The following is a 22,998-nucleotide window of genomic DNA, read 5'->3' as shown; positions in this document are numbered from 1 at the left end:
TCATTTAATGAATTGAAAGCCCCTGTTTGTCCTAAAACAACGATGGTTAAAGCGATAATCAATAAACTCATTTTTTTCATTAGAATTCCCCCAGTCAATGATAGGATGTTTCATGCGATCAGCTTCCTTTAAGAAAAGATAGGCTTGATGAATTGCTCCCAGCTCTTCAAAGTATTTTGCAGCTAATGCACTTAATTCACAGGCTCCTTCAGCATCCTTTAATTTTTTAAGAATGCTGATTTCATCGAAACAGGCTTGAGCTTTTTGAGCCATATCTTCAGTGAAATATAGATGGTAAAGCAAATTCATTTTTGCTGTATAGATGGGGCATTTCTCTGATTCATGTTTTTGGTTCACCAATTCGAAGTAATAGAGAGCTTGTGTCCTTTCATCGATAGAAAGCAGCTCTTTCATTAACATGTACATGGAGTGATGAAAGTAACACGAAGAGAGATAGTCTTCATCACTAAGAGCCTTTTCTAGGGCATCGATACATTTTTTTGATTCGCCAGCTTCGGCGTACAAAATGCTGATATTATGATAAAGCTGTGATGTTAGAAAATGATCGTTGAGACTGTCTGCGATGTGTAATGCTTTTTTGTAGTAGTCTTCTGCTCTTATAAAGTCACCAATGTCCATATAATTAGCAGCGGCGATGACAAAGGCTGCAGCTAGTCTTCTCTCATATCCTTCATGACTTTTGAAAATATCAATAGCATTCTGAATGTAGTGTAGAGAAATCAGGCTTTGACGAAGCAGCATATATAAGTTGGCGATTTTCGTATGGAATTCTGCTACTTCTATTTCATCAGGAATGTGTTGTAGTTTTTTCTCGGCAATTTTAAACAGTCCAATGGCTGATGCATAGTCTCTTTTATATGAAGCGTAAAGGGCTTTGTATAGGTAAAAATAGTATTCAATTAAGTCGTTTGTTTTAGAGGGGCAATCTGGTTCTGTCTGTTCCTTCAGTTTTGTACCTCTTCGTTCATATAACAAGAGCTTATACTTGCCTTCTAGCAATGAGTAATAGGTCAAGACCTCCTGATTCTCTTCCATTTTTTGAAGTAATTCTTTTAATTCTGTATACATTGCTTTTGCACTGTGTACATCATGCTTGCGAATTGCAATTCTCCAATCATTTAAACGATTCCCCACCTGTTCAGCAGAAATGATAGCCATGGAAATTTCACCTCTTTAAGATCCTTTCACCTGTTTCATAAAAAACGATATCACAATTTTTGGAAAAATATAATCGTTTCTGTGAAGTGATTGACAAGAGGTAATAAAAGGGACCTAAGGTCATGTGATGTACGATATTGTAAGGGTGATTGCTTGTTAGCACAAATGAATAAAATCTCTTTTTGGAAGTCTAAAAAAGGAATATATAATATGGATTTTATGATAATGAACGAAAATATTACTCGTATATTTGGAATAAAGAAGTTTTAGCTATTTCAGAGGGAAAATGGAAGGTCGATCTAGGAAAGAAAATCATGTATGATGTTGCTAGATCATGAGATAAGAAACTGATAGATGTAGCCAAAAGTAAGTATTAAACACAAACTTAGACCTTTAGAAAGGATGTTGAAATGAAAAAAAGATTTCCAAGTTTAAATAGACAAATCACAGTCATTATCGCGACTCTGTTACTTGTTTTAGTGACTGTTTATATGTCAAAGAGATACTTTTATAGCAAAGAAATTGAGCTGCTGACAGAATCTTGTCAACAAGCTGGCGGCAAAATCATCTTAGAAACAAATAGTTTGTCTATGGATTACTCGTTTGAGTGCCAAAAAAAATAGAACAGGCAGTTTCCTGCCTGTTTGTTCTCAAATTAAAAACCTAAATCTTGCAGCCATTGATTTAATCTCATTTCTCGATTCTCGGCAGTTGAGTGATCATATCTTCCTAGTTGTAAACTGGCTACAATTTCCCCGTCATTCATAAACATGATTCTTTCAGAACGAAGAGCCACCTTGGGGTCATGTGTGACAAGCAGCAGTGTTGCTCCTTCAGAGTGGATACTTGAAAAAATATTCATCACTTCCTTCGTTGTACTGGAATTAAGAGCACCTGTTGGTTCATCAGCGAAAAGTATGTCTGGTTCATTCATGAGCGCTCGGCAGATAGCGGCTCTTTGAAGCTGTCCTCCCGATACTTCTGTCAAATATCTATTTGCCAAATGATCAATATCGAGTTTTTGCATTAAATATTGAGCTCGTTCATTCAATTCTTGTCTTGGCTTTTTCTTTGCTAAATAAGCTGCAGCTATGATGTTGTCAAATAAATTAAGATTTTTTAATAAGTGGCTGTGCTGAAAGACAAACCCCATCTCTGTTAAGCGCAGAGCAGTTAACTGTTTGTCTGTCATTTCTGATAGTGATCGGCCTTTATATTCGATCTCTCCTGTTGAAGCTGTTTCTATGCCGCTAAGCTGATAAAGTAATGATGTTTTCCCACATCCAGAAGGTCCCATAATGGTCACGAATTCCCCATGCTTTATCGATAAATGAATATCCTTAAGAATGGTTTGTTTTTGTCCTTTTAATGAATTGATATGCAAAGACAATCGCTGCGTTTCAATCAAGTGTTCCATGTGAAACATCTCCTTATAAAAGTGTTTGCCTTGTCGTTTGACTAGAAAAAAACGTCTTCAATAACCAGGTGGTCAAAGCTAAATTGACAATAAATAGTGTAACTGGGTACACAACTGACACCAATTGCGGTGACAGCCACTGGAGGCTCGACGCTCCTAATGTTGCTCCTCCTATACTCATCAAAGCAGGACCAATGGTATTGACCGCGATTGTTCCAATAAAGGTGCCAAAAGAAAGAACAGCGATAAAACTCGTTATATATTGTACTGTTATATCTGTTATAGAAAATCCAATTGTTCTTAGCGTGTGGTTTCGGCTTGAATCTTTCGCCTTTAACATGTGCAGAAACATGAATAGCATTAAGCTGGCGGTTCCAAAGGCAGCTAATGCAGCAAAAAATGCAATAACTTTTATAATAGCTGCTGTGCTACCGATCGTTTGATGAACGTATTCTTTCATATCTGTCACTTTTGCAGGAGATACCTTCTTTTCAAATACTGTCTTTTTCTCTGCGATATTTACTCCTGGTTTTAGTTGGATTTGAACGGTTTGCCAAAGAGCTGTTTGAGGAAATGGCTGTGATATTGCTTTTGCTGTTTTGCCTCCATTGGTCACGTCCTGATAAATACCTGTTACCGTTCTTTGGATTTCATGCCCATTAGTTACGAGAGTGATTCTTTCTCCTATCTTTTTCTGAAGTGAATCTGCATTTAATACGGATAAGGCAATTTCTTCATTCTTTAAAGGCTGCCGTCCTTGTAAATAGTTGAGGGGAAATGCTGAGAGCTCACCTGTTTCTAAGTAGAGCGTTTCTAATGTGTTCTCTTTTGATTTCACCTGAAGAGAAGTAGTTTTATAGATGGCTGCTGTTTGTATGCTCTGATCTTCACGAATCATTGATTCTATTTCGTTTGTATTTTTCGCTAGATGATTTCCTTGGCGTATATCCATTCGAAGGTCACTTTTACCAGAGCCAAGGTATGTGATGAAATCCGGTGATTGTAAGGTATGCCATAGCTGAATAGGCATGAGCATTAAAAATGTACAGAGTGCAATAATACAAGAAATCGTTGTGTACAGCTTCTTTCGTGATATCAGATCTTTTAAACCAAGCCAAATATTGACGGGTAAGAACCTGCTTTTCTTGAGGTGCATAGGTATTCTTTTCTTTTGACCCAGTGGGTTGATAACGCCTTGAAGTGCTTGAGCAGCTGATATTTGACCAAACTTTCTTAAGACAGCATAGCTGCAAGAGATGATGATCATTGCCGTCGCAATAGAAACAAAAAGCGGGATTAACCAATGAGCAAAAGAAGGCTGATTCCCCATGTAACGGTGGATATTGGTTGTAAACATATCACCAAATATAAGCGTTAACACATATCCTGCTATACACCCTGCACAAGCAAGCGCGGCATACTTACCAACGTATAATTGCTTGATTCTTGTTAAAGGGATCCCAAGCACCTTCAGTATGCCAATTTCACGTTCATCCTCTTCTATTGAAGCCGTCATAGCAAGATGGAGTGAGAGAAGGGCTATACTGATGAGCAGCAGGCAAACAAGCAGGAGAATGGCAATGACCATTCCATCTGTCAATGCATTCAGCATACGCAGTAAAGGTAATGTGACAGATGGACCTTGTTGTGGCAGTTGTGATGATTGATAGATTGCTTGAAAGGTATCTGTCTGAGCGGCATCATGTAGTAAAAATTCGATTAAGTACTCTTTGTGATGAAACACTTGATTTATTGCATCCCAATCCTCGTTATGAAGAAGAAATCTTTTTGAACTGACAAGACTGGGGTTCATTTGTGCATCTCGCAAGAACGCTTTGATGCGAAAGGTGAATTGATTAGCTCCTTTCTCAATCAGTAACGTTTCACCTATGTTGAGCTGATACTTTTGTTGAAAATAAATTGGGACAGCCACTTCTCCTTTATTGACAGTGAGCTTTTCGTTTTGTTCATTTAAAAGAAAATCAAAGTTGCGATTTTGCTTCACAAATAAATGATCCATCACACCTGCTTTGGCAGGCTCATGTCCGAACCTGATGTTTGCGTGTTCAATTGGTATCATTGGGACGATTTGATGGGCTTTTACCATGGACTGCTTGCTTGAAAATGCTTCAATGTCTTTTTCATTTAGGTCGCCGTCATGCATTTGGACAAAGTCTGGCGCTTTGGCAGAATGGAGCAGGTTAGAAATGGAACCATTCAGCTGTACGATCATTTGAGCTGCACTTGCTGCGAGAAATGAAGTCATCATGATGCAAATGGTTAAGCCGATTGCAATAAGGCGGTGACGGGTTAAGTCTTTCTTTATAAACGCTAATCTCATGAGGCTGATTCTCCTTCATGCTGAAGCATATTTTTTGTTAAGCAGGCTAGTGCAAACATGAAAGTACTGACGATGAGCACCGTCACATACACGGTGGCTGAAAACGTATTGAACAAAAATCCATACATCATTTGACCAAGCGGAGCAGCACATTGAGAAACCATTGTCAGATTGGCCATCACTTTTCCCAACTGATGATTTGGTGTTTTCTTTTGAACATGTGAAATCACAACGATTGAGATCATAGTCAGCAGCATAGCAATTGGAAGGCATCCTGCTAAAAAGAGAAAATAAGCTGGATAAGTGCCAAATTGAAGAGCTGTTTTGGATGTTGAGAACGCCACAGGCAGCAAGATGACTGCGATGACAAGAAGCCAGCGATATAAAGTAGGAATGCGCCATCGCTTCGCTACAAGTCCAACTAGCAGAGCCCCTGCGATGACAGCGAACTCAATCAAGCCCATGCCTATTCCATACATGATGTCACTGCTCTTCATTGTGAACCTTAAAATGATTGGTCCCCCAACAATAAAAAATGGTGTAAGGATGAAATTTAACATTGCGGCAAGCAGCATGGCCCTTTTTAAAAATGGCTGGCTTCCAATATAAGAAAATCCTTGTTTCATATCTTTTATGAGCACATTGCCCATAGACTCTGTCAGCGGACTAGGGGAGAAGGAAATGTTTAACCTTAAAAGCATGCAGGCTGATAGAAAAAATACGATGGCACTTGCACCGATGATGGATTGGCTTCCAATCATTCCGTATAGAACTCCTCCGATAATAGGTGCGAGAACACCTGAAAGTGCCTGAACGCCATTGACGATGCCGTTTGCTTGTTCTAATTGCTCTTGTTTCACTAGCTGTGGAATGCTGGACATGACAGCGGGAGCATAGAACGTACTCATCACGCCAAGCAGTATCATGACAGCTCCGATCATATAGAGTGAATCATTTCCCGAAAATAACCAAAAATAAAAGGCAAGAATCATCATGCCGGTGAGGACATCAAATAAAATCATTAAGTTCCTTCTGTTAAACCGGTCAGCAATGGCACCAGCTAAGGGAGAGAGAAGGAGCGGGATATTGGATAAAGCGAAAAGTAAGGCATATAAATCAACTCGGTGCGTCATATCCAGTACATGTAAAGATAGAACAAACCGAATGAGAGAAGATCCGAAAACGGAAATAATCTGTCCGAGAACGAGGTAGATAAAGTGGGATGCCCCTCTTTTGGATAACAAAGACATGAATATCACTCTCCTTTTAGACCGACCGTCAGTCTATAATGTATGCAGGATTGGTATTGAAGTGACCAATCACTGATTATTTTCATCCAGTTCTCCAGATAAACGCTTGAGCAGGAAGGAGAAGCTTCCCTTTTCTGCATGCAATGAGGATTCGAGTATTTCGATAAAAGCTAAAGCGTGTTGTAGACTTTCTTCGGCTGTCCATTGAAAAAGGCCTTCATCAAATATGACCTGCGCAGAAGCAAGAAGGAATTCAACCGTCTCTTGCGGATACTTCGTTTTGAATGTCCCTTCCTCTACACCTTGCTGAATAACATCTGCCAACACTGGTGAAAGTTCTTTAATGGCTTTGATTAAGCTTTTTTGATGCATTTCTGCATTAGAAGGCTGATGGAACTGATCGATCATACCCTGTTTATGGCTTCCTTGCTGAGGTGATTGCGCCATGATGATACGAAATAGTTTGTCAACGACTGGAAGGTCTGGCTCAGCCGCAATACGCTTTGCCACGATGATATCTTCTTTGATGATCCTGTCAATAATGGCATCCATTACTTCTTCTTTGGATGCAAAGTAGTAGTAAAAGGTGCCTTTTGCAATGCCAACGGCTTTTAATATGTCAATAATCGTCGTTTTCTGATAGCCTTTGGTTGAAAAAAGCGCTTCGGCTGCGTTTAATATGTCATTTTTACGTTCCTCAGGATGTTTAACGGTTCTCATAAAGCCATCCTTTCTTTTAACTAGACTGTCGGTCGGTTCTTGATTTGATTAAACACTTTTCAGGGTGTCTTTGTCAATGGCTGGTTTTTAAACACTTTGCGTTTATTGTTCAAAGACACTATGATACATTGAATGAAAAAACCTTCAGGGGAGATGGAAAATGCAATTTTTATCCAGTGAATTGGCTCAAGAAATGGTTGAACGTACGATGCATATTTTACATAAAAACATCAATGTGATGAATGCAGATGGTGTCATTATTGGTTCTGGTGAACGAAACAGGATTGGCCAGAAACATGACGGTGCACGGCTTGTGCTGACAAGCGGGAACAGTGTGGAAATTGACCAGGAGACCTCTTTGCGCTTAGAAGGGGTGAAACCTGGGATTAACTTGCCTATCTGCTTCCATGAAAAAGTAGTTGGTGTGATTGGAATTACTGGTGAACCAGAGGACATTCGGCATCATGCCGAGCTGGTGAAGATGGCAGCAGAACTGGTGTTAGAGCAATCTTTCCTTCTTGAACGGGTTCAATGGCGTCATCGAATAGAAAGTGAAATTGTCAATCAGCTGATTTCATATTCTGATGCTGGGGATCATCAGCTGAAAAATCGAGCGGCTTGGCTGGGAATGGATTTAGACAAGCGCCGAATGGCTATTGTTTTTCAGCCAGTTCCCTCCTCAGAGGATGCTGTTCATAAATTGATGCATTCGATTCAATATGATAAGAAGGCAGATGATTTACTTGGCATGACCTTTTGTCATGAATTGATTCTTTTAAGTCAGCCCATACCTGACCATCGAGTAAAGCAGGCGGCAGGTCATCTGCAAAAAACAATGCAAAGAGCAGTAGGAAGCCAAGTGTTAGTGGGGATAGGGACTGTCGCTGAAGACATCAGCCAGCTGCCCATTTCTTTTCAGCATGCGAGAGAAGCCCTGAGGTTAGGGAAGGCTCTTGATCCGGAGGAAAGTATGTATTTCTTTGAGTCTTATCAACTGGAAAGCTTCTTCATGATGGCGGGAATTGCTGAAAAGAACAGTCGATGGACTGACTTTTACAAGCCTTTGACACAAGAAGCAGAGCTCGCCCATACATTAAGGGTTTACATTGAAGAGGGCGGTGATTTGCAAAGAATTGTTGATCGTTTATTTATTCATCGAAATACATTGCGTTATCGTTTAGACAAAATTCAAGGATTGACCGGAAAAGACCCTCGTCATGTAAAACAGTTAATCGAGCTTTATATGGCGCAGCTAATGACTCAACTATCTTGATTGTGCAAATGCACAATTCGGTAGAGTGGTCAGTTAAAAAAGTTCATCCAGATTCACAACACAATCCCTTTTGGTAAACGCTTACAATTGGAGAAAGATATTTTTAGGGGGATTGAGAATGGGTGGAGATGTGACGGTAAGTACTCTGGGAGCCATGGCGGCGCTTGTGATCGCGATTGTTCTCATTCTAAAAAAAGTATCACCTGCTTATGGCATGCTGGCAGGTGCATTTATAGGCGGATTGGTTGGCGGTGTAGACATTGTTCAGACCGTCAACGTTATGATGGAAGGTGCTAAGGACATGATTCCGGCTGTCCTTAGAATTATGGCCGCAGGTGTACTGGCTGGTGTTCTCATTGAATCAGGTGCAGCGTTATCTATCGCTGAGGCCATTGTGAGAAGGCTTGGTGAGGCGAGGGCACTATTAGCACTCGCTCTTGCAACAATGATTTTAACAACAGTAGGCGTTTTTGTAGATGTTGCGGTTATTACGGTAGCGCCAATCGCACTTGCTATTGCCAAACGCGCAAAGCTCTCAAAAACGGGAATTCTCCTTGCTATGATTGGAGGAGGGAAGGCAGGAAATATCATGTCCCCGAATCCGAATGCTATTGCCGCTTCAGACGCTTTTGGTGTATCTCTGACTTCAATGATGGCTGCAGGAATCATTCCGGCTGTGTTCGGGTTGGCGATTACATATGTATTAGCTAAAAAGCTTGCAAACAAAGGGACACCCGTTCTTGAAGAGGAAACTGGGCAAAATAAAGTTCAAATACCTGCCTTTTTTCAAGCACTGGCTGGTCCGCTGGTTACCATTTTATTGTTGGCTTTAAGACCGCTTTTTCAAATCAATATAGACCCAATGATCGCCTTACCGATTGGAGGGATTGTAGGTGCTCTTTTCATGAAAAAAGGGAAATTTCTCAATGATTATGCGATGTCGGGGCTCCATAAAATGTCAGGTGTCGCGATCATGTTATTAGGGACAGGTACACTAGCAGGAATCGTATCGAATTCGTCCTTAAAAGATGTGTTTATTCAGGCACTGGATGCCTCGGGTTTACCTCCATATTTACTTGCGCCAACTTCAGGGATATTTATGTCAGCCGCGACCGCTTCGACAACAGCTGGAACGGCGGTCGCGAGTGGTGTGTTTAGCGGAACGCTGATTGGGCTTGGTGTATCTGCTCTTTCAGGGGCAGCCATGATTCATGCTGGCGCAACAGTGCTTGACCATATGCCGCACGGGAGCTTTTTCCATGCAACAGCAGGAAGTGTTCAAATGGATATCAAAGAGCGTTTGAAGCTCATGCCTTTTGAATCGTTAATCGGTTTGACGTTAACCGTTGTATCGACCATTATTTTTGGCGTTTTCCAGCTGTTTGGCTGAGGACATGACAAGAAAAGAGGGGCTTTAGGATGAAAATTGTGATCGCACCAGATTCATTTAAAGAAAGTTTGTCTGCTTATGAGACAGCATGTGCCATTGAACGAGGATTTCGTTCTGTTTTGCCAAACGCAGAGTATATCAAACTGCCGATGGCAGATGGAGGAGAGGGGACCGTTCAATCGTTGGTTGATGCGACTGGCGGACATATTGTTCATCAAGTGGTCACGGGCCCGCTTGGTGGTCCAGTGAATGCCTTTTTTGGCATGTTAGGAGACGGTCAGACTGCTGTCATAGAGATGGCTGCAGCCTCTGGTTTACACCTTGTACCGCGAGAAAAACGTAATCCGTTATGGACGACATCGAGAGGAACGGGTGAATTAATACTTGCTGCGCTCGATATAGGAGCGAAGCATGTGATCATTGGGCTTGGCGGAAGTGCAACAAATGATGGCGGTGTTGGGATGATGCAAGGATTAGGTGCAGCTTTCCTTGATAACACAGGACATTCCCTGACGTCAGGCGGCGGGGCACTTCATCAATTAGCTTCAATTGATTTATCTGGACTCGATCCAAGACTGCAATCCGTCCGTCTGGAGGCGGCTTGTGATGTGGATAATCCTTTAACGGGTGAGAGAGGAGCGTCTGCTGTTTTCGGTCCTCAAAAAGGAGCAGATGAAGAAATGGTTCAAGTGTTAGACAAGAATCTGGCTCATTTTGCACAAGTAGCTGAAAAGCAGTTCAATGTCTCTTTTGGAGATGCAGCAGGGGCAGGAGCGGCAGGAGGGCTTGGTGCGAGTTTATTAGGCTTTTTACAAGCCGATTTGCAAAGAGGAATCGATATTGTGCTGAAGGCTGTTCATTTTGATGACGTCATCAAGGAGGCAGACCTTGTCATTACGGGAGAAGGCCGAATTGACCGGCAGACCATTTATGGAAAAACGCCAATCGGTGTAGCAAAAGCAGCGAAGCAGTATCATCTGCCTGTGATTGGCATCGCAGGCTCTCTTGCAAATGACAGTGCAGTCGTACACGATCATGGAATTGATGCACTGTTTAGTATCGTTCCAGGTATTACCTCTCTTTCTGAGGCGATACAAGATGCGAATCTTCATGTAGAGAGAACGGCTCGGAATATCGCGGCTGCGTTAAAAATTGGAAGAAAGAAGTAAACGATGAAAAATGTTTCCTTTTCTATCACATTCCTTCTATAAGAAATGTGGTAAAATCGATATAAATGATGTAGAAAGTTGGAGGAAACAAAAATGTCTAATCTACCGAATTGTCCTTCGTGCAGCTCACCTTATACATACGAGGACGGCAGTTTGCTGATTTGTCCTGAATGTGCGCATGAATGGTCACTTGAACAAGAACAAGCGGCAGAGGAACAGCTTGTGGTCAAAGATGCGAATGGGAACCTGTTAAGTGATGGGGACACGGTCTCTGTCATTAAAGACCTAAAAGTAAAAGGTTCTTCATCCGTTTTGAAAATAGGAACGAAGGTCAAAGGCATTCGTTTAGTAGAAGGCGATCATAACATTGATTGTAAAATTCCTAGCTTCGGCGCAATGAAATTAAAATCAGAGTTTGTGAAAAAGATATAAACAAAAAAAGCTATACTATTAGAACTTGCCGATGAAGGCTAAATCTGAGCAAGAAATAAGTATAAGAATGTTATAGTTGTACAAAAAACACCTAAATTGTTAAAGGAAACATATCCCTTAATAAATTAGGTGTTTTATATTTTTATACAGTTTTTAAAATGATGAGGAACTATTCAAAGGAATATCCGTATACATTATTGGAATAATTTAAGCTTAACATTTCATAAATTAATTGAGTCCAAAAAATAAATGGGAGATAAAAATGGAGTTTGGGTATTTTAAGAAGCCTGTAATCAAAAAAACGACCAAATGTATACCAATTATTAATAAAGATGGTGTTAACATTGGATTTATAAAAAGATTTTATACAAATAAAGTGGAAAAGTTGATTGATTACATATTTGATGAGTTTTATGTGAATGTTGAGGTAATGGATTCGAATTCTAATATGGTTGTAACAGCTATTGAAAATAAATCCCTCCAATCCATGTTTCGTTCAAACTGGGTGATAGAATGTAAAGATAAAGGAAAGTTAATATTAGAAGATAGAACTAAAATCAAAATAAATCCAATGATGAAATTAGTAATAGATGATACTACATATTATCTAAAGAAGGGTTTTGCCAATAATCGTGTAAGATTAGAAAGCTCAGAGCAGACGATAGCTGAAATTACATACGATAAAATAATACCTCCTGCAACAGTGAGTATTGAAAAAAAACAGGGGGACTTATCTTTACATCTTATTGCATGCCTCTATTATATATTTATGTTACGAGAGTAAGGCGGGAGCGCATTTTGAATTCCACAGTCTTTAAGTAATATAGAATTAGAGTTTTTTAAATCATTACCTTAACTCTACCTTAAAAAAGGCAGGTGATTCGCTAAATTTTGGCTAATCCCCTTCACAACTTTTGGGCATTGCTGTACCATATGGAAGTGTTCTTCTATTTTTGACGGATCATGGTGTTTATCAGGAAATAGAATGATAGATGATACTTAGACACAGAAGGAGAGGTAACGTGACGAACGTTTTAGAACTGCATAATGTATCTAGGCATATTCACGGGAAAAAGATTGTTCAAGACTTGAGCTTTTCTGTCCAAGCGGGCGAAGTCTTTGGCTTCTTAGGACCAAATGGTGCAGGGAAAACAACAACCATTCGTATGATGGTCGGTCTTTCTCCCATTACATCTGGTGACATTCTGATTAATGGTCATAGTATTCAAACCTCCTATCAGCATGCTATCCAACATGTCGGTGCGATTATTGAAAATCCAGAAATGTATAATCATTTAACGGCAAGACAAAATCTTGTTCACTTTGCCAGAATGAATGGGAAAGTGGATGAAGCGCGAATTGATGAGCTGTTAGAGCTAGTCAGCTTACAGCATGTGAAACATAAACGTGTGCGTACATTTTCATTAGGAATGAAACAGCGATTGGGCATTGCGCAGGCACTCATACATAGACCGAAACTGCTAATCTTAGATGAGCCGACCAATGGACTTGATCCTGAGGGAATTCGAATGATACGAGATTACTTGAGAAGGCTTGCGAAGGAAGAAGGGCTGGCTGTAATTGTTTCAAGTCACCTCATGTCAGAGATGGAATTGATGTGTGATCGCTTTGCAATTATCCAAACCGGAAAGCTGATTGCGATTGAGGATCAGCGTGCTGAGACGAAGCAGGATGATTTGGTTAATTATCGAATGAAGGTGGCAGCAGGGGAGCTTGAAGAAGCACAGAAGCTCATTGGTGCATTTGAGGAAGGCGTCACTGTAAGAGAAGAGGAGCAGTACTTATTCTTCTCTATGCCAGAAGAGAAGATGCCGGAATTGATCCGTCATTTGAGCAGCGCGTCTATTCATTTGTACGAAATCAAAATCGAAAAACAAACCTTAGAAGATAAGTTCTTAAGCTTAACAGGTAAAAAGGAGGCAGACGTATGATTCGCCTCATTCAAAACGAGTGGATGAAGATTAGTTATCGTGTTGGTACTTGGATTATGGTTGGGCTTCTTGTATTAGGTATGGTTGCCACGCTGATCTTTGTAGTGAAAACAAATGACAAAGATCAAGCTTCAGGTGATTGGAAAACTCAGCTAGAAATGATGAATAAGGAAAACAAGAAGGAGCTCAAAGAGACAGAGAATGGTTTCTTTAAAAGAGAGCTTGAAAAAGAGATCGCTATTAATGATTATCGAATCAAGCATAATTTGCCGCCAGCTGATCAGTTTAGCCACAGTGTATGGGATTATGTGAAAACAAACGCCAATTTACTTCAGCTAGTCGGTGTGTTTGTGATCATTATTGCTTCCACCATTGTGTCGGCTGAATACAAGCATGGTACAATTAAATTATTATTGATTCGCCCACCATCAAGGCTAAAGATCCTAATATCTAAATATATTACGGTGCAGCTGTATGCTCTTTTACTTGTTGGGGTGCTATTTATTTTGTCATTCATATTGGGTGCTATTTTCTTTGGACTTAACACTGATTATGTGAATTTGGTGTATCAAAATGGTGAAGTGATTGAACGTTCACAGTTTGCCAATATGGTCTATTATTATCTCGCTCATTGTGCAATGTTTGTCGTTTTGGGAACCCTTTCGTTCGCCATTTCTACAGTGTTTAGAAGTGAAGCTATCTCCATTGCCATTAGTGTGTTAGCGTATATTGTGGGTGGATCAGTCACAGGTATTTTAATGCTCTTCTTTGATTGGTCAAAATATCTGTTATTTGCAAACGATCCATCCCAATACTTTATGGAACAGGTTACAGTTATCGAAGGTATGTCCCTAGGATTCTCACTAATCGTCCTAGTCATCTATTGGGCTATTTTCTTAGCCATTGCCTTAATCGTCTTTCAAAAGCGAGAAGTGAAAACAGGTTAATTTAACTTTTTAGGAGGTTTACACATGATTAAACGTAAAGGTGAAAAAATTATGGGGATTATTAGTATTGTCCTCAATGCCATTGGTGTCGGGTTTGGGGCATTAATCCTTTCTGTGGGTCCATCATTTTATGATGAAATCAATGAAGTGTTAAAAGAGGAAGGGGAAACATTGCCGATTGAAACACTTCAAGCTTCTGTCAATGCATTTGGTACTCAGTTTATGGTCGTTTCCGCAATTGCGGCTGTGCTGTCGATTGTAGGTGTGATTTTCTTGAAAACTGACCGTCGTGCCGTGCTTTCAGGTATTCTTTTCTTGGTTTCTGCTGTGACTCTTTTAATTGGAACAGTTGGCCTTGCATTCGCTCCAATGGTTCTATTGTTTATCATTGGATTAATGTCTCTTATTAGAAAGCCGAATTCAGACATTCACACAAGTGAATATCCTTCATAATGAAAGAAAAGACATGCGCATATCTGCGCATGTCTTTCTTTTTAAATGATGCCAATCAGCATCGCCACAAACAGAAGGATAATACTGAATCCCCACATCCAAAAGAAGGAGTAGCGGATGTGTTTCCCCATATCAACCCCTGCAAGACCTACGGCGAGCCAAACAGCGGGAGCAAGCGGGCTGACAAAGGTTCCAATGATGTTCCCAATCATCATGGCATATGCCGCAGAAGTACCTGGTACGCCAACTTCAGATGTAATGGATTCAACAATTGGCAGAAGGGCGTAATAATAGGCATCTGTACTTGTCAGCATATCAAGCGGCACCCCAAGCATCCCAACAATGATATGTAAAAATGGCAGCAAGAAGGCTGGTAAAATGTGAATACTGTCAACAGCAATGGCTTTCAGCATCCCTGTGCCTTCAAGAATTCCTAAAAATGACCCTGCGGAGAAAATGACAGCCGCCATCATCAGCGCACTAGGTGCGTGGGCCTTGATCCTTTCCATTTGTAGATTCACATTCGGAAAGTTAATCAACATTGCAAGTGACAGGCCAATCATAAACATAAAACTAGCAGGCATCACGTTCAATACGAGAAGTACCACAACACACAAAAACAGAACAAGGTTCACCCAAATGAGATGATAACGCTTTAAAGAGGCATCTCCAGTTTCACTAATAGATTGAATGGCTCGATCCCAATCAGCGCCTTCTAGTTGAACAGCAGCTATTTCATTTGCAGCAATTTTCACCCGAATTCGTTTTTCTTCCCTTTTTCCTAAAATGAATGCCATTCCTAACACGAGCACAACGCCAATGAGCTGAATTGGAATGAGCGGCACCCAGAGCTCAGAGGGGTCCATATTCAGGACACTTGCTGCCCGTCCAGTCGGTCCAGCCCATGGAATCATATTGGTTAATCCAGCACTCGTCCCGATTAATAACAGCAGTAAATAAGGACTCATATGTAATTTTTTATAAAGCGGAAGCAGTGCAGGTACAGTTAATAAAAAGGTCGTAGCCCCTGCTCCGTCTAAGTGTGCGATCACCCCAATCAAAGCAGTTCCCATTGCAACTGTGACAACATTTCCTTTTGTCAGCTTGATTAACGTTTTAATTACAGGTTCAAAGAACCCTGTATCTTGCAAAATGCCAAAAAATAAAATGGCGAAGATAAACATGGTCGCCACCGGCAATACTTTGATAATCCCTTCCTCGAAGAAGGTTTGAATGTCATTGATCCCAAATCCCGCAATGAGTGCCCCTATTAATGGCACCATGACCATGGCGACAATTGGACTTGCTTTCCCCCAAATCAGCAGCACAACAATCGTTAAAATAATCATCAATCCAACAAACGTTAACATAAGCCCCTCCCCCTACAAATAAACCGTTTACATTTGTCTATACTTTTCATCCAATGCATTCCCACAGCTGCATTGAAAAAAAAGGGTATCAAATTTATGAGTATGAAGCAACCGCTTTCATACCTATACAATGGTAAAAAAGGATGGAGAGACCAGTCGTGTCGCGGCATCAAATATTGTAAAAAAATTTAGATAAAAAATAATGATTAAATTCATCATATTTAATATGGGTATTTAGGCTTATTTGAATCAAAAAGCGCCCAATAAATGGACGCTTTTTTTAATCTATTTTTTCAAGATGACGTACTCGTAAGGATCAAGTTGAAGCTGCTCAGACACTTGCTGTCCAGTCAGCATATTCTCATAACTTGCCTCTGAATCTAGTGATATGTTCTGCTGCTCTTCTGTGAAATTCATCAAAAACACATAGTCCTGCGTACCGTCTGTTCGTTTTTGTACACTGACTCCTTCTGGAATTGCAGTGGATAGGACGGGCTGTATGCCAATACCTGCGATAAGGTCTTCGTAAAATTCATCATAAAAAGCCTGATCATTTTCTGAGGCCATATAGTATGCTTTCCCTCTTTCTAATGAACGGACAGTCAGGGCCGGCTGTCCTTCGTAGCAGCCATTCTCAAAATGCCCTAGCACAGAGGCCGTCTCAGGGTGTATGGATTCGCAGTATTGTCCGACATGATAGGTGCGTCCATTCCCTGTGGTCATTAACACATGTTCATCAGGCATCAATGTGTTGATTTCCTCTGCCCAAATGCCAAGTACATGGCGGAGAGGACCAGGAAAACCGCCGAGGAAACAGAGATCATTTTCGTCGACTATGCCGCTCCAGTAAGTCGCGATAAAAATGCCGCCCTCTTTGACAAAGGCTTCAATTTTTTCTGCAACGCCTGGTTTGATCATGTAGAGCATTGGCCCAATGAGCACACGATAGGATGAGAAATCTTTTTCCATTCCGACAATGTCAACAGGGATGCCTTTTTTCCAAAAGCTTCGATAGTGAGTTTGACAAGCCTCTACATAGCGTTTGATTGTGTTATTTAAGCCTTGCGCATCATCAATGGCCCAGTGATTTTCCCAATCGTAAATGATGGCGACCTCTGGCTGAACGGACGTGCCCGCAATTGGCTGCAGCTGCTCCAGTTGTTTCCCTAGATCAGCTACCTCTTGAAACACACGCGTATGTTCATGGCCAGAATGATCGACAACGGCACCGTGGAATTTCTCAGAGGCGCCTCGGCCTTGCCGCCATTGGAAATATAGTACGGAGTCTGATCCGTGGGCAATTGCCTGCATGGCAGAAAGGTGTGCCATGCCTTTATGTTTGACCTTGTTCACTTCATGCCAGTTTACAAGGCTAGGCGTACTCTCCATGACGAGAAACGGCTGTCCGTCCTTTAAGGAACGATACAAATCATGTACAAAGGCAACGTTTGATGCTAATTCTGCCGTTGTTTCTCTGCCGCTATGCCAAGCAGGATAGCTATCCCATGAGATCACATCGACCTCTTTTGCAAATTGATGATAATCCAGCCCAAGGAATGGACGCATATGCGGATAGTCGCCCATAAAGTTCGTGGTTACTGGGATATGAGGCGTCAATTCCCGCAGCGGCTTAATTTCATTTTGATAAAAATTGATCGTTTGTGCTGTGACAAAGCGCTTCCAATCCAGGTTCATGCCGTGAATCATGTGCTCCCCATGCGGTGCAGGTGACTCGATTTGTGACCAATCACTATACGTATGGCTCCAAAATCCTGTCCACCATGCTTGATTTAAAGCCTCAAGATCATGATTGTATTTGTCCTTCAAATAGTCTCGAAATGCTTCCTGGCACAGGTCGCAATGACACTCGCCGCCGTACTCATTTGAAATGTGCCACATGATCAGTGCGGGATGATCCTTGTAGCGTTCCGCCAGCAGCCGGTTGAGTGCGTTCGTTTTTTCTCGATAAACCGGAGAGGTAAAGCAATGATTATGGCGCAGTCCATGTAAGTTACGCTGACGATTCGCTTCGACGCGCAATACTTCTGGATATGTTTGTGACAGCCAAGCAGGTCTTGCTCCGCTTGGCGTTGCGAGAATGGCGTGTGCCCCCTGCGCTGCTAAGCGGTCCATGATGTCATCCAGCCATGCAAAGTCATACTGACCTTCTTTTGGCTCTAGCTTACTCCATGCGAAAATGTTGATGGAGAATGTTTGACAGTGTGCAAGCTTCATTAATCGAAAATCTTCGTCTATGATCTCTGGCATATGGAGCCATTGATCTGGATTGTAATCGCCACCATGCAAAAAGCCTTTCACATTTGGGTGAACGAGTGGGTAACGCTTTCCCATTTTGTCACGTCCTATCCTTTTAGTTACGGTGTCATTTGTTTAAATACATCAAGAGATGGCAGTGCTTTTCCGTTGAAATCGAACATCGCTTGATTTTCCCACGCATTTCCGACAGTCCCGGTTGTTTGGATATAAGCAAGCCCATATTGACTAGACCACGGAGCACCTTTCGCTGGAATCCAAAGCGGCTCCCAATAAAAGAACCCCTTCCCGCGGTTGTTGTTTACTTGTGAAATTTTTTCGGATAGATCTCGTATAAAAGATGCCTGGCCTTGAGGTGAGGCTGGATAGCCGGCTGTATTGACAGAGTCTTGGTTAAATGAGTTATCTAGGTTGTCACCGTTTGCTGTCGTAAAGCCGTAAGCAGTTTCTACCACGATGACGTCTTTGTTATAGCGGGCACTAATATCATTCATATTGGACGTAAGACCGCTAAAGCCGCCGTCCCAATACGGGTAATAAGATAAACCGATCGTATCGAAGGAGACGCCTCGTTTTGTGATTTCATCAAACCACCAGCGGGATGCACCATTGTCTCCGCCATGTGCAAGGTGAAGCATGATTTTGATGTTTGAATCGACAGAGCGGACGGCATTTGTGCCAGCTTTTAGCAGAGCAGCGAGCCGGTCAAATTCACCACCGCCTTCACCCCAGCTTTTTCCGTTTGGCCACAGCATACCTGAGTTCAACTCATTCCCGACCTGAACCATGTTCGGCAAGGCATTTTGCGCTCTCATCGCTTTGAGCACATCGCCTGTGTAAGTGCCGACCGCTTTTTCTAAATCGCTTTGTGAGAGGGACGCCCACGCTTTCGGCTTGAATTGTTTACCCGGATCAGTCCAGAAATCACTGTAGTGAAAATCAAGCAGCACTTTCATGTTTTGTGCTTTTGCACGTTTTGATAAAGCGATGGCTGTATTGAGATCATTTGTGCCGCCGTTATAGGCTCGGCCTTGATTGTCATATGGATGGTTCCACAGTCTGATACGCACGTAGTTGACACCTTTATCTTTTAATAGTTTGAGCGGGTCAACCTGCTTTCCGTTCTGATCGTAGTATCTGCCGCCGCTTCTCTCCACTTCTGCAAGTATGGAGATATCAGCTCCTTTGATGAAATCACCTTGCAGGCCATTGATCGGTTTCACAGAAATCGTATCGGCCCTTGCTTCAGGCAGAATACCTAATCCCATCAGAAAGAAAACGACAACAGTGACAAGCAACCATTTATTCATCAAATCTCCCCTTATCCTTTTGTCCCGCCTTGTGTAAGGCCGGATACAAATTGTTTTTGTAAGACAAGAAACAATAAAGCAACTGGAATCGCAATGAGTAAAGCCCCGGCTGCAAAGGTCGTGTAGCTGGCACCCATTTTATCTGACACAAGATTGTACAGACCGATTGGGAGCGTATACATTTCGGGTGAGCGGACAATGACACTGGAGATGATGAAATCACCCAGTGGTCCTGTAAATGAGTTGATTGCGACAACAGCTAAGATGGGCTTGGCGAGCGGCATAATAATTTGGATGAAAATCCGGAAATGCCCTGCGCCGTCCATTCTGGCTGATTCATCGAGATCCTTTGGAATCGCATCAAGATAGCCTTTCATTAAATACGTATTCATCGGAATTTGTCCACCTGCATAAATCAAAATCAGGGCAAGGTGGCTGTTAATGAGTCCAAGCATTTGAGCGAGAACAAAAATCGCAATCAGTGCTGAAAATTGAGGAATCATTTGCAGCAGCAAAAAGAGCATCAGTCCATTTTTCCGTCCTTTGAAGCGGAATCTGGAAAAGGCATAGCCTGTAAAACTGACAAGAACCAGCGTTAAAACCATTGTGGCAATACTGATCTTCATTGAGTTCCAATACCATTTTGCATAAAGTGCCCCCTGACCGAAGAACAGCTCGGTGAAGTGGCTGAACGTTGGATTCTTAGGAAACATGCTTGTACTCATGAGGCTGTTCCCAGGGTTAAAGGAAGCACCGATTGTCCAAAGCAGTGGATATAGAATACAAATGGAGGCAATGAAAAGGATAAAATAAGTGATGCTCAAGCGAATGAGCTTGTTTTGTTTTGATCCCATATCACATCATGTCCTCCTCTTTGAATGAATTCGTTCTCTTAAACTGCCAGAGTGCAATGGCGATGACAAAGATTGAAAGTAAGATCGTGACAGCGGCAGCGAGTGCATATTGAGAAGACTGCATCGTGAGTTTGTAAATCCAAGAAACCAAGATGTCCGTTCCCCCAGCAGTTGAGCCAGCCACAGGCGGTCCTCCGCCATTAAATAAGTAGATGATATTAAAGTTGTTAAAGTTAAACGTATATTGCGTGATTAATATAGGCGCAATGGAATAAAGGACAAGCGGTAACGTGATGGACCGGAATTTCTGAAAGAAGTTTGCCCCATCAATGGTCGCAGCTTCGTATAGATCCTCTGGAATCGCCTGCAGAACACCGGTTGTCATAATGAAAACAAAAGGAAATCCAAGCCAAGTCTGCATCGCAATGAGGGCAATTTTGCTCCAAAATGGATCTGTCAGCCATGATTTTGGATCAATTCCAATCGATGCAAAAAGTATGTTGTTAATGGCTCCAAATGTATCGTTGAACAGTCCAGCAAACACCAAAATGGTCACAAAACCCGGAACAGCCCAAGGGAGAATCAAAATGGTTCTAAAAAACCGTTTTCCTTTTAAATCCTTCTGATTGAGCAGAACCGCTAGAAAGATGCCGACAGCACATTGAAGGGTCGAAGCAGCCAGCGTCCATACGACGGTCCAGCCAAGTACATCAATGAAAGTGTCTCTCCAAATATCAATTGAAAAGATATTTTGAAAGTTCTTGATCCCTACCCAATCGATCAGATTGGCAGGAGGCGAGTGGTATAAATCGTAGTTCGTAAAGGCAAGCGCAAAGCTGAACATAATAGGAAAGACAACAGAAAAAAGAAGTAAAAAGAAAGCAGGAGTGCTCATTAAGTAAGGAAAGCCTTGGTCGATCAGCTGATGATATTGAGCTCGGATGGAATGGAGCGGAACCCCTTGATCACGTTTCTTTCCGTTCATAAAAGCATCACGCATCATGAGTACGTAAAAGCCGATACCAAAACCAGCTGTTAACAGCGCAATAATCCCTTTTGCCAAAAGAAAAACAGAATTGTCACGAGGCAGCATCGTACCAAGTGTGAACAGCCCCCAGAAGCCAATATTGAATAAATCATAAAATACGATGAAAAAAGAGACGCCGAACAGGAAAAAAAGTGCCCCTTTGCCGTACTGCTTGTTGTAAATCTGCCCCATCCCGGGTATAAGAGAGAACATTAGCGCCCGTCTCCGGTGTGTCTTTGATTCCACTATGTGTGTGCAGTCTAGTTCAAGGTTACCCGTCACGTCTAACACCTACTTCATATGAAATTAGCTCAAATACGGGCAGCTTGATAGACTTAAAGGCTACCCGTGTTTGATGATTATTTAGAATGGTTTGCTTTAATTTGAGAGTCGATTTGATTGACGGCATCATCAAATGCCTTTTTCACATCTGTCCGGCCGGTTGCAATGAGACCTAATGCGCTGTCAATCGGCTTCCACACCTCTGCCATTTCAGGGGTATTCGGTGTCAGCGTGGCATATTTCGTTTGTTTTGAAACAGCATCCGCATTGGCGTTTCCAGTAATAATTGGATCTTTCATCAGCTTTTTCACTGGTGGAATTTCCTCTGTCACTTCGAATCGCTTCTTCGAATTTTTTTCATTCGTGATAAACTCAACAAATTTCTCAGCAAGTTCTTTATTTTTAGAATAAGAGGAGACGTTGTAGCTCTTTACACCTAAGAATGAGCTCATATGCTTTCCGTTAGGGAGTGTTGGCAGCTCTGTTACGCCATAGTCAATTCCAGCTTCTTTATATGGACCAAATGACCATGGACCAGAAATGACAGCTGCTGCCTTTTTCTCTGTGAATAAGGAGTTGAGGACATTGATTCCTTGTTCACCAATGATGCCTTTCGGGAAAAGTCCTTCGCTAAAGAATTTTTGAATGTATGCTCCGCCTTCGATGGCGCCATCGTTGTTCAGGCCAATATCATTGACATCATAGGAGCCATCGCTTTTCTGCTTGAAAATATAGCCCCCTGACCCGCCTAACACACTTTGTGCATAGTAAATTTCATCCCATTTCGCTACAAAACCGTATTTCCCGTCTTTTGTCAGCTTTTTCGAAAGGTCATACCAGCCATCAAGTGTAGTTGGTGCCTTTTTGACAAGGTCTTTGTTATAGAAAAGCACTGTCGTTTCGACGGATTTCGGAAGGCCATACAGCTTGCCGTCTACCGTTTGTGATTGAATGGATTCGTCTGTAAAGGAATTGATCACTTTTTGATCAGGCTTGATTTCCTGTAACAGCCCCTCAGTGACGGCTGATCCAATTTGATCGTGAGGCATCGTGATAACGTCTGGGCCTGTCCCGGCTGCTCCATCAAGGCGGAGAGCTTCGATTTGGTCGGCATACGCTTTTTCGACCACTTTGATTTTCACATCGTTTTGTTTTTCAAATTCTTTCACAGCGTCTTGAATCCCATCAGACTTTTTGACATCCTCCCATACTAGCAAGGTCTTTGTACCTGTAGATGCTGGCTGTGTCCCGCTTGAATTGTCATCTCCTGGCCCGCATGCTGAAAGCAGAAGCACAGCAGTACCAACGACTGCTGATAATGTCGCCCATTTTCCCTTTTTCATTGGTAATCCCCTCTC

20 protein-coding genes are annotated in these 22,998 nt (G+C 41.8%); 9 read left to right on the top strand and 11 right to left on the bottom strand.

The features are described from left to right. Positions 1–1,179, bottom strand: a complete 1,179-nt coding sequence (locus tag NSS80_RS19370) for a Rap family tetratricopeptide repeat protein (RefSeq protein ID WP_317221736.1) — start codon at positions 1,177–1,179, stop codon at positions 1–3. 410 nt (positions 1,180–1,589) lie between these two features. Between NSS80_RS19370 and NSS80_RS19365 the strand changes: the two genes are divergently transcribed. Continuing rightward, on the top strand, positions 1,590–1,802 hold the full coding sequence (locus tag NSS80_RS19365) for a hypothetical protein (RefSeq protein ID WP_041118358.1): 213 nt from the start codon (positions 1,590–1,592) through the stop codon (positions 1,800–1,802). Positions 1,803–1,834: 32 nt separating this feature from the next. Here the strand turns inward: NSS80_RS19365 and NSS80_RS19360 are convergent, their stop codons facing one another. The 4 genes from NSS80_RS19360 to NSS80_RS19345 form a co-directional block, all read right to left on the bottom strand. Next, on the bottom strand, positions 1,835–2,596 hold the full coding sequence (locus NSS80_RS19360) for an ABC transporter ATP-binding protein (RefSeq protein ID WP_211043760.1): 762 nt from the start codon (positions 2,594–2,596) through the stop codon (positions 1,835–1,837). Between the two features lie 13 nt (positions 2,597–2,609). Further along, positions 2,610–4,937, bottom strand: coding sequence for an ABC transporter permease (locus NSS80_RS19355; protein WP_317221737.1), 2,328 nt, complete (start codon positions 4,935–4,937; stop codon positions 2,610–2,612). Next, a complete protein-coding gene (locus NSS80_RS19350) occupies positions 4,934–6,187 on the bottom strand; it encodes an MFS transporter (RefSeq protein WP_041118352.1) in 1,254 nt (417 codons plus the stop codon). The genes NSS80_RS19355 and NSS80_RS19350 overlap by 4 nt, the downstream gene beginning before the upstream one ends. Before the next feature lie 69 nt (positions 6,188–6,256). Next, on the bottom strand, positions 6,257–6,907 hold the full coding sequence (locus NSS80_RS19345) for a TetR/AcrR family transcriptional regulator (RefSeq protein ID WP_041118350.1): 651 nt from the start codon (positions 6,905–6,907) through the stop codon (positions 6,257–6,259). A 160-nt stretch (positions 6,908–7,067) separates the two neighbouring features. Here NSS80_RS19345 and NSS80_RS19340 point away from each other — a divergent pair, with 160 nt between their 5' ends. From NSS80_RS19340 to NSS80_RS19305, 8 genes are all read left to right on the top strand, one after another. After that, complete coding sequence (locus NSS80_RS19340; RefSeq protein WP_317221738.1) at positions 7,068–8,180, top strand: sugar diacid recognition domain-containing protein; 1,113 nt, start codon at positions 7,068–7,070, stop codon at positions 8,178–8,180. 118 nt (positions 8,181–8,298) lie between these two features. Next, positions 8,299–9,570, top strand: a complete 1,272-nt coding sequence (locus NSS80_RS19335) for a GntP family permease (protein WP_046312669.1) — start codon at positions 8,299–8,301, stop codon at positions 9,568–9,570. Between the two features lie 29 nt (positions 9,571–9,599). After that, a complete protein-coding gene (locus NSS80_RS19330) occupies positions 9,600–10,739 on the top strand; it encodes a glycerate kinase (protein ID WP_041118332.1) in 1,140 nt (379 codons plus the stop codon). A 93-nt stretch (positions 10,740–10,832) separates the two neighbouring features. Then, on the top strand, positions 10,833–11,171 hold the full coding sequence (locus NSS80_RS19325) for a zinc ribbon domain-containing protein YjdM (protein WP_034281410.1): 339 nt from the start codon (positions 10,833–10,835) through the stop codon (positions 11,169–11,171). A gap of 262 nt (positions 11,172–11,433) precedes the next feature. Continuing rightward, on the top strand, positions 11,434–11,955 hold the full coding sequence (locus tag NSS80_RS19320) for a hypothetical protein (RefSeq protein ID WP_034281409.1): 522 nt from the start codon (positions 11,434–11,436) through the stop codon (positions 11,953–11,955). Positions 11,956–12,193: 238 nt separating this feature from the next. Continuing rightward, positions 12,194–13,123 (top strand): ABC transporter ATP-binding protein, encoded by a 930-nt coding sequence (locus tag NSS80_RS19315; RefSeq protein ID WP_041118330.1) that lies wholly within the window; start codon positions 12,194–12,196, stop codon positions 13,121–13,123. Continuing rightward, positions 13,120–14,070 (top strand): ABC transporter permease subunit, encoded by a 951-nt coding sequence (locus tag NSS80_RS19310; RefSeq protein ID WP_041118325.1) that lies wholly within the window; start codon positions 13,120–13,122, stop codon positions 14,068–14,070. Before NSS80_RS19315 ends, NSS80_RS19310 begins: the two co-directional genes overlap by 4 nt. 24 nt (positions 14,071–14,094) lie before the next feature. Beyond that, positions 14,095–14,523, top strand: a complete 429-nt coding sequence (locus NSS80_RS19305; protein ID WP_034281406.1) for a DUF4064 domain-containing protein — start codon at positions 14,095–14,097, stop codon at positions 14,521–14,523. A gap of 41 nt (positions 14,524–14,564) precedes the next feature. On the opposite strand, the gene NSS80_RS19300 is transcribed toward NSS80_RS19305, so the two are convergent. From NSS80_RS19300 to NSS80_RS19275, 6 genes are all read right to left on the bottom strand, one after another. Continuing rightward, positions 14,565–15,893, bottom strand: coding sequence for a citrate:proton symporter (locus NSS80_RS19300; protein WP_041118324.1), 1,329 nt, complete (start codon positions 15,891–15,893; stop codon positions 14,565–14,567). A 285-nt stretch (positions 15,894–16,178) separates the two neighbouring features. Then, positions 16,179–18,245 (bottom strand): beta-galactosidase, encoded by a 2,067-nt coding sequence (locus NSS80_RS19295; RefSeq protein WP_041118322.1) that lies wholly within the window; start codon positions 18,243–18,245, stop codon positions 16,179–16,181. Between the two features lie 23 nt (positions 18,246–18,268). Continuing rightward, a complete protein-coding gene (locus NSS80_RS19290) occupies positions 18,269–19,477 on the bottom strand; it encodes a glycosyl hydrolase 53 family protein (RefSeq protein ID WP_041118321.1) in 1,209 nt (402 codons plus the stop codon). A gap of 11 nt (positions 19,478–19,488) precedes the next feature. Then, positions 19,489–20,331: a sugar ABC transporter permease gene (locus NSS80_RS19285; RefSeq protein WP_024423962.1), complete on the bottom strand. Its 843-nt coding sequence runs from the start codon at positions 20,329–20,331 to the stop codon at positions 19,489–19,491. Between the two features lies 1 nt (position 20,332). Next, entirely contained in the window at positions 20,333–21,571 is a 1,239-nt protein-coding gene (locus NSS80_RS19280; protein WP_041118319.1) for a sugar ABC transporter permease, read from the bottom strand. A 146-nt stretch (positions 21,572–21,717) separates the two neighbouring features. Next, positions 21,718–22,983, bottom strand: coding sequence for an extracellular solute-binding protein (locus NSS80_RS19275; protein ID WP_041118317.1), 1,266 nt, complete (start codon positions 22,981–22,983; stop codon positions 21,718–21,720). Positions 22,984–22,998: the final 15 nt, after the last annotated feature.

This window comes from Bacillus sp. FSL M8-0350 (genome assembly GCF_038593345.1).
Lineage (GTDB): Bacteria > Bacillota > Bacilli > Bacillales > Bacillaceae > Bacillus > Bacillus safensis.
This window is presented reverse-complemented; position numbering and strand designations above follow the sequence as displayed.

Bases quoted from the DNA above. Each gene is read 5' to 3' on its own strand.
- NSS80_RS19330 (WP_041118332.1), top strand. From the start codon at position 9,600: ATGAAAATTGTGATCGCACCAGATTCATTTAAAGAAAGTTTGTCTGCT.
- NSS80_RS19325 (WP_034281410.1), top strand. From the start codon at position 10,833: ATGTCTAATCTACCGAATTGTCCTTCGTGCAGCTCACCTTATACATAC.
- NSS80_RS19345 (WP_041118350.1), bottom strand. From the start codon at position 6,907: ATGAGAACCGTTAAACATCCTGAGGAACGTAAAAATGACATATTAAAC.
- NSS80_RS19350 (WP_041118352.1), bottom strand. From the start codon at position 6,187: ATGTCTTTGTTATCCAAAAGAGGGGCATCCCACTTTATCTACCTCGTT.
- NSS80_RS19310 (WP_041118325.1), top strand. From the start codon at position 13,120: ATGATTCGCCTCATTCAAAACGAGTGGATGAAGATTAGTTATCGTGTT.
- NSS80_RS19295 (WP_041118322.1), bottom strand. From the start codon at position 18,245: ATGGGAAAGCGTTACCCACTCGTTCACCCAAATGTGAAAGGCTTTTTG.
- NSS80_RS19320 (WP_034281409.1), top strand. From the start codon at position 11,434: ATGGAGTTTGGGTATTTTAAGAAGCCTGTAATCAAAAAAACGACCAAA.
- NSS80_RS19370 (WP_317221736.1), bottom strand. From the start codon at position 1,179: ATGGCTATCATTTCTGCTGAACAGGTGGGGAATCGTTTAAATGATTGG.
- NSS80_RS19285 (WP_024423962.1), bottom strand. From the start codon at position 20,331: ATGGGATCAAAACAAAACAAGCTCATTCGCTTGAGCATCACTTATTTT.
- NSS80_RS19280 (WP_041118319.1), bottom strand. From the start codon at position 21,571: ATGTTCTCTCTTATACCCGGGATGGGGCAGATTTACAACAAGCAGTAC.
- NSS80_RS19275 (WP_041118317.1), bottom strand. From the start codon at position 22,983: ATGAAAAAGGGAAAATGGGCGACATTATCAGCAGTCGTTGGTACTGCT.
- NSS80_RS19365 (WP_041118358.1), top strand. From the start codon at position 1,590: ATGAAAAAAAGATTTCCAAGTTTAAATAGACAAATCACAGTCATTATC.
- NSS80_RS19355 (WP_317221737.1), bottom strand. From the start codon at position 4,937: ATGAGATTAGCGTTTATAAAGAAAGACTTAACCCGTCACCGCCTTATT.
- NSS80_RS19300 (WP_041118324.1), bottom strand. From the start codon at position 15,893: ATGTTAACGTTTGTTGGATTGATGATTATTTTAACGATTGTTGTGCTG.
- NSS80_RS19335 (WP_046312669.1), top strand. From the start codon at position 8,299: ATGGGTGGAGATGTGACGGTAAGTACTCTGGGAGCCATGGCGGCGCTT.
- NSS80_RS19360 (WP_211043760.1), bottom strand. From the start codon at position 2,596: ATGGAACACTTGATTGAAACGCAGCGATTGTCTTTGCATATCAATTCA.
- NSS80_RS19290 (WP_041118321.1), bottom strand. From the start codon at position 19,477: ATGAATAAATGGTTGCTTGTCACTGTTGTCGTTTTCTTTCTGATGGGA.
- NSS80_RS19305 (WP_034281406.1), top strand. From the start codon at position 14,095: ATGATTAAACGTAAAGGTGAAAAAATTATGGGGATTATTAGTATTGTC.
- NSS80_RS19340 (WP_317221738.1), top strand. From the start codon at position 7,068: ATGCAATTTTTATCCAGTGAATTGGCTCAAGAAATGGTTGAACGTACG.